General features: G+C 57.2%; 9 protein-coding genes and 1 tRNA gene. All 10 read right to left on the minus strand.

Features of this window, described 5'->3' with window-relative positions:
• Positions 1–135, minus strand: a 135-nt coding sequence (locus tag ABY948_RS10470) for a sugar phosphate nucleotidyltransferase (RefSeq protein ID WP_461482490.1), incomplete at its 3' end; no start/stop codon positions are given.
• 247 nt (positions 136–382) lie between these two features.
• A tRNA-Pro gene (locus ABY948_RS10475) sits at positions 383–459 on the minus strand.
• Positions 460–530: 71 nt separating this feature from the next.
• Complete coding sequence (locus ABY948_RS10480) at positions 531–887, minus strand: MerR family transcriptional regulator (protein ID WP_461482484.1); 357 nt, start codon at positions 885–887, stop codon at positions 531–533.
• Positions 868–1,170 (minus strand): integration host factor subunit alpha, encoded by a 303-nt coding sequence (gene ihfA / locus ABY948_RS10485; protein ID WP_461482485.1) that lies wholly within the window; start codon positions 1,168–1,170, stop codon positions 868–870. The genes ABY948_RS10480 and ihfA overlap by 20 nt, the downstream gene beginning before the upstream one ends.
• A gap of 8 nt (positions 1,171–1,178) precedes the next feature.
• Positions 1,179–3,563: a phenylalanine--tRNA ligase subunit beta gene (gene pheT / locus ABY948_RS10490; protein WP_461482486.1), complete on the minus strand. Its 2,385-nt coding sequence runs from the start codon at positions 3,561–3,563 to the stop codon at positions 1,179–1,181.
• A 50-nt stretch (positions 3,564–3,613) separates the two neighbouring features.
• Positions 3,614–4,627 carry a phenylalanine--tRNA ligase subunit alpha gene (gene pheS / locus ABY948_RS10495; RefSeq protein WP_461482487.1) on the minus strand — a complete coding sequence of 338 codons (1,014 nt, stop codon included), beginning with the start codon at positions 4,625–4,627 and terminating at the stop codon, positions 3,614–3,616.
• Positions 4,628–4,732: 105 nt separating this feature from the next.
• Positions 4,733–5,089, minus strand: a complete 357-nt coding sequence (gene rplT / locus ABY948_RS10500) for a 50S ribosomal protein L20 (protein WP_461482488.1) — start codon at positions 5,087–5,089, stop codon at positions 4,733–4,735.
• Between the two features lie 29 nt (positions 5,090–5,118).
• The gene (gene rpmI, locus ABY948_RS10505) at positions 5,119–5,310 is read right to left on the minus strand and encodes a 50S ribosomal protein L35 (protein ID WP_036860590.1); all 192 of its coding nucleotides are present in this window, start codon (positions 5,308–5,310) and stop codon (positions 5,119–5,121) included.
• Between the two features lie 121 nt (positions 5,311–5,431).
• A complete protein-coding gene (infC, locus tag ABY948_RS10510) occupies positions 5,432–5,977 on the minus strand; it encodes a translation initiation factor IF-3 (RefSeq protein ID WP_461482491.1) in 546 nt (181 codons plus the stop codon).
• A gap of 21 nt (positions 5,978–5,998) precedes the next feature.
• A partial coding sequence (locus tag ABY948_RS10515; protein ID WP_461482489.1) for a His/Gly/Thr/Pro-type tRNA ligase C-terminal domain-containing protein occupies positions 5,999–6,477 on the minus strand: 479 nt, incomplete at its 5' end.

Genomic DNA, 6,477 nt, shown 5'->3' on the forward strand with positions numbered 1-6,477 from the left:
ATTCACCACGTACTGGATCAGGGGCTTGTCCACCACCGGCAGCATCTCCTTGGGAATGGCCTTGGTAGCGGGAAGCATGCGGGTTCCCAGACCCGCGACGGGAATAACAGCCTTGCGAACAACGGTAGAAGTCATATCGAACCAAAATCCTTTCTTACTGAACCAGCACGAGCAGTGAAGCAAAACCGGACCGTAACACAGTTGTGACGGGCGCATCCATGCTGGCAGACAGACGTGCGTCAGGCATCGGACCGGTCGCGATCTGCAAAGAATATCGCAACTGAAGATGACAGTTAAATGATATGCGGGATTTTGTCGATTGGTTATCGGTGTGGTGTCGGCGCGGCCGACAACGGCTCCAGAGAGATAACGCAATTTGAAATGGTCGGGGCGGCCGGATTTGAACCGACGACCACTACACCCCCAGTGTAGTGCGCTACCAGACTGCGCTACGCCCCGATTAGGTATTGAGGAGGGTCCTCAAGGAGGCGCACATAATACCGAATGCGCCCGACAATTCAAGAATAAAATCAGGCTTTCAAGACAGACAGCAGCTCTTCCAGCTCACCCACGGTCTGATCGATTAACTGACGCACCTGGGTTGCCTCCTCACGGGCGTCATCGCCGTTCATACGCTGGCGGGCACCGCCGATGGTAAAGCCCTGGTCATAGAGCAGGGAACGGATCTGGCGGATCAGGATGACATCCTGACGCTGGTAGTAGCGGCGATTGCCGCGGCGCTTGACCGGGCTGAGGGTGGGAAACTCCTGCTCCCAGTAGCGGAGTACGTGGGGCTTAACATCACAGAGCTCGCTCACTTCACCAATGGTGAAGTAGCGTTTGCCAGGAATTGGCGGCAACTGATCGTTATTGCTCGGTTCCAGCATAGCTTTCCACTCTCGCTTTGAGTTTTTGTCCCGGTTTGAAGGTCACCACGCGGCGGGCCGAAATCGGGATTTCTTCACCGGTCTTGGGATTGCGGCCGGGACGGGTTTTCTTGTCGCGAAGTTCAAAATTACCAAACCCTGACAACTTGACCTGCTCATTACTTTCCAGGGCCGTGCGAATCTCCTCGAAAAAAGACTCCACGATCTCCTTTGCCTCCCGCTTGTTGAGACCCAGCTCCTCAAAGAGCATCTCAGCCAATTCGGCTTTTGTCAGTGCTGCCATAACTAAACTTACCCCCTGAGGCTCGCTGAAAACTGTTCTTTCACGGCAGATACCACGTTCTCAACGGCGACATTAATTTCTTCTTCGGTAAGGGTGCGGGAACTGTCTCTAAAGGTCAAGCCCAGGCCAACACTTTTTCTATTGTTTTCAATACCTTTTCCTTGATAAACATCAAATATCTTTAAGTCGATAAGGTAACTGCCGGCATTCTGACGAATGGTGCTGCAAAGTGCGCCAGCGGACACCCCATGGTCGACCAGCAACGCCAGGTCACGGCGAACTTCCGGGAACTTGCTGATCCCCCCGAAGGCGGGCAGTTGCCCCTCGATCAGTTCGGCCAGCAGCAGCTCAAACAAAAACACCGGCTGGGATAGATCCAGTGATTTTTGCAAGCGCGGGTGCAGCTGTCCCACATAGCCCAGCAGCCGCCCGTCGCGCTCGATGCGGGCACATTGACCGGGGTGCAGGGCTGGATGACTGTCATCCGCCGCAAAGCTGAACTGGGCAAAGTTGTGCCCCTGTTGCAGCAACGCCTCGACATCCGCCTTGATATCAAAGAAATCCACCGACTCGCGGCTATTTGACCAGCGCTCCGGTTGACGGCTGCCGGTAATGGCACCGGCAATCATGGACTGCTGCTGCAGACCGGCATCGGTGGGCACAAAACGCAAACCGGTTTCAAAAATTCTCACCCGGTTCTGCTGGCGATTCAGGTTGCGCCGCACGGTCGGCAGCAAACCCGACCAAAGCGTGGTGCGCATCACCGCCATATCACTGGCAATGGGATTGGCCAGCGCAACGCCCTCCAGTCCCGAAGACAGCAGCTTTTGCACATCCGGATCGACAAAACAGTAGGTGATGGCTTCCCGGTAGCCCCGCCCGGTCAGTTGCTGCCGCAATAGCGGCAACGCAGTCACTCGCTCGTTGCCGGCGGCAATGGGCAGACTGGCGCTGATGGTGGCGGTGGGCAAGCGGTTGTAACCGTAGATGCGCGCCACCTCCTCGATCAGGTCCATATCAATGGCGAGATCAAAGCGCCAGCTTGGCGCCCGGCACAGCCAGCCCTCGTTATCGGCCGAGAGAATCTGCAGACCGAGCCGTTGCAGCATATCGCCGACCAGCTCGGGCTCGAGGCTGAGCGCCAACTGCTGCTGCAACTTGCTGTGGGACAATGCGACTTCCGCCGGGATCGGCAAATGGGCTGCCGAGACCGCCTCTACCACCGGCCCCGGCTGGCCGCCGGCGATCTCCAGCAGCAGTGCCGAGGCGCGCTCAATGGCCAGTGCCTGGAGCTGCGGATCGACACCCCGCTCGAAGCGATGGGAAGAATCGGTGTGCAGGCCGTAATGGCGGGGGCGCCCGGCAATGGCAATCGGGTCGAAGTAGGCACTTTCCAGGAAGATATCCCGGGTTTCGGGACCCACTGCGGACTGCTTGCCACCCATGATGCCGGCGATGGCCAGCGCTTTTTCGCGATCGGCAATCACCAGGGTATCCCCATTGAGTGAAGCCTTGCTGCCATCCAGCAGCTCCAGGGATTCGCCCTGCCCGGCCATGCGCACCACAATGCCGCCCTGCAGCTGGCCCAGGTCGAACGCGTGCATGGGCTGCCCCAGTTCCAGCATCACGTAGTTGGTGACATCGACCACGGGATCAATGCTGCGCAGGCCACTGCGGCGCAGTTTCTCCTGCAGCCACAACGGTGACTCCGCCGCCACATCGACACCGCGAATGACGCGGCCGACGTAGCGGGGACAGGCCGCCGACGCTTCCAGTTCGACGGCGAACACGTCGTCGATTTGCGCGGTTACCGGCGCACAGGCGGGCTCGCTCAGCGGCATGGCATTTAATACCGCCGTTTCGCGGGCCAGGCCGCGAATGCTCAGGCAATCGCCGCGGTTGGGGGTCAGATCCACTTCGATCAATTGATCATCGAGGCCGAGGTAAGCCCGTAAATCGGCACCCACCGGCGCACTGCCGGGCAATTCAAACAGGCCACCGGAACCCTCCCCGAGTCCCAGTTCATCTTCACCACAGAGCATGCCAAAGGATTCCACATCCCGCAGCTTGGCCTTGCGAATGTTCAGGTCGTCGGGCAACTGCGCGCCGACGGTGGCGAACGGCACCTTCAGGCCCTGGCGGGCATTGGGTGCCCCACAGACCACCTGCACCACACCGTCGGCGCCGCCGGCCACCTGACAGACGCGCAACTTGTCGGCATTGGGGTGCGCTGTCACGGCGACAATCTCGCCGACCACCACACCGCTGAAGGCCGGCGCCACAGCTTCCACCGCATCCACCTCGAGACCCGCCATCGTCAACTGGGCAACCAGTTCCGCCGTATTAATCGATGGGTTTACCCATTCCCGCAACCAGGATTCACTGAATTTCATTGTCCACCAAATTTATTATTTACTTTAAATAAACAATATATCTATTTGTTTTAAAACTGGTTCAAGAACTGCAGATCGTTCTCAAAGAACAGTCGGAGGTCATTCACACCATAGCGCAGCATCGCCAACCGCTCGACACCCATGCCAAAGGCAAAACCGGAATACAGCGTTGTATCCACCTTGCAGTGGCCGAACACATTGGGGTGCACCATGCCGCAGCCCATCACTTCCAGCCAACCGGTATTTTTACAGATGCGGCAGCCTGCACCGCGACAATTGGTGCACTGGATATCGACTTCGGCGGAGGGTTCGGTAAACGGGAAATAGGAGGGCCGGAAGCGCACCGGCAGATCCATCTCGAAGAACGCCTTGAGGAACTGGTCGATGGTGCCCTTCAGGTCGGCCATGCTGACATCCCGATCGACCACCAGGCCTTCCACCTGGTGAAACATCGGGGTGTGGGTCAAATCCGAATCGCAGCGGTAAACACGGCCGGGACAGATAATGCGAATCGGCGGCTCCTGGGTCTCCATGGTGCGAATTTGCACCGGCGAGGTATGGGTGCGCAGCACCGTATTGTCGGTGACATAAAAGGTGTCGTGCATGGCCCGCGCGGGGTGGTGGGAGGGAATATTGAGCGCCTCGAAGTTGTGGTAGTCATCCTCAATTTCCGGCCCCTCTTCCACCCGGTAACCCACCTGGGTAAAAAAGGCCTCAATGCGCTCCATGGCGTGGGTGATAAGGTGCAGTCCGCCACTCTCTTCACCGCGACCGGGCAGGGTGACATCTATCGCCTCATTGGCCAGCTTCGCGGCCACGTCGGCGTCCTCGAGACCGTCGCGGCGCACGTTAATCTGGGCCTGCAACGCTTGCTTGACCTCGTTGATCCTGGCGCCCGCAGCCGGACGCTCCTCGGCGGACAGCTTGCCGAGGCCTTTCAGCAGGTCCGTCAGCTTGCCTTTCTTGCCGAGAAACTCGACCCGCACCTGATCCAGGGCAGCCAGACCATCGGCCTGCTCAATGGCCTTCTGTGCCTCACTGGCCAGTAGCTCCAGGTTTTCCATAGTCACAACCTTTCAAGCGTTTCTGAAAAATAAAAAAGGGAAAGAGCGGCGGCCCTTTCCCTTTTCAATATGCACTATCCAACACCGGGAGACCCGGCGCGAATATTAAGCCAGGGCAGCCTTCGCCTGTCCTACAACAGCGGCAAAAGCGGCCTTGTCGTGAACAGCCAGATCGGCCAGCACACGGCGGTCAAGCTCAATATTGGCTTTCTTCAGACCGGCGATCAGTCGGCTGTAGCTCATACCTTCAACGCGGGACTGCGCATTGATGCGGGTGATCCACAGGGCGCGGAAGGTGCGTTTTTTGACGCGACGGTCGCGGTAAGCGTACTGGCCAGCTTTGGTAACGGCCTGTTTGGCAACACGGAATACACGGCTGCGAGCGCCGTAATAACCTTTTGCTGCCTTCAGGATTTTCTTGTGGCGACGGTGTGCGGTGACACCTCGTTTTACACGTGGCATATCAATCTCCTCTCAAACAATTCGGTTAATCAGGAACGCAACATACGATCGACCAGCGGGGAATCAGAACCATTCATGGTGCTGGTGCCGCGCAGGTGACGCTTACGCTTCTGCGACATTTTTGTGAGGATGTGACTTCTGTTAGCGTGCTTGTGCTTGTAGCCAGCGCCGGTTTTCTTGAAGCGCTTGGCTGCACCGCTATGTACTTTTGCTTTTGGCATTTGGGTTCTCCGTTTATAGACGGGTTAAATATAGGAAGCCGTCACTCCCGGACAGTCTGCCAACGGCTGAACGCGGGTAGTGTTTGTGAATCCGTCTGGCCAGCGGCCAAGGGGGATCGCGTTACTTCTTCCTGCTCTTGGGGGCGATGACCATGGTCAGCTGTCGCCCTTCCATTTTGGGGAACTGTTCAACGGTACCCAATTCCTCGAGGTCCTGCTCAATGCGCTTGAGCATTTCCATGCCGAGTTCCTGGTGTGCCATTTCACGACCGCGAAACCGCAAGGTTATCTTGGCCTTGTCCCCATTTTCGAGGAACCGGGTCAAATTACGCAATTTGATCTGGTAATCCCCAATGTCCGTTCCCGGACGAAACTTCATTTCTTTGACTTGAGTCTGCTTTTGTTTCTTACGCTGCGCAGCTTGCTGCTTTTTCACTTCAAACAGCTTTTTGCCGTAGTCCATGACCTTGCAAACCGGGGGCTCGGCTTCGGGGGCTATTTCCACCAGATCCAAACCTGCCGCCAAAGCCGCGCTCAAGGCATCTTCAATACTGACAATACCTGCCTGTTCGCCATCAGCGTTAACCAAGCGTACCTCGGGAACGTCGATCTCCTCATTCATTCGAGACCGTTTCGCTGCCCCCTTGCCATAACTTTTCTTGATAATCTAATCTCCGACTTCAGTCTTTTAAATGACGCGACCGCGGCGCTTGACGTCCTGGGCGAGAAGCTCGGCAAAGGCTGAAACCTGCATAATGCCTAGATCTTCACCGCTCCGTGTACGTACAGCCACGGTCTGCGTTTCTACTTCCCGATCGCCAATCACCAGCAGATAGGGAACCTTCTGAATTGTGTGCTCGCGGATTTTAAAGCCGATCTTTTCGTTTCTCAAGTCATTTTCGACCCGGAAGCCCTTGTTTTTCAAGGCATCCGCCACATTGGCAACATAATCGGCCTGAGAATCGGTGATATTCATCACCATCGCCTGACAGGGTGCCAGCCAGGTCGGGAAGGCACCCTCATAGTGCTCGATCAGGATACCGATAAAACGCTCGAAAGAACCGAGAATAGCCCGGTGCAACATCACCGGCACCTGGCGGGAACCGTCTTCCGCCACGTACTGGGCGTCGAGACGCCCCGGCATGGAGAAATCCACCTGGATGGTGC

The organism is Porticoccus sp., from assembly GCF_041592135.1.
Lineage (GTDB): Bacteria > Pseudomonadota > Gammaproteobacteria > Pseudomonadales > Porticoccaceae > Porticoccus.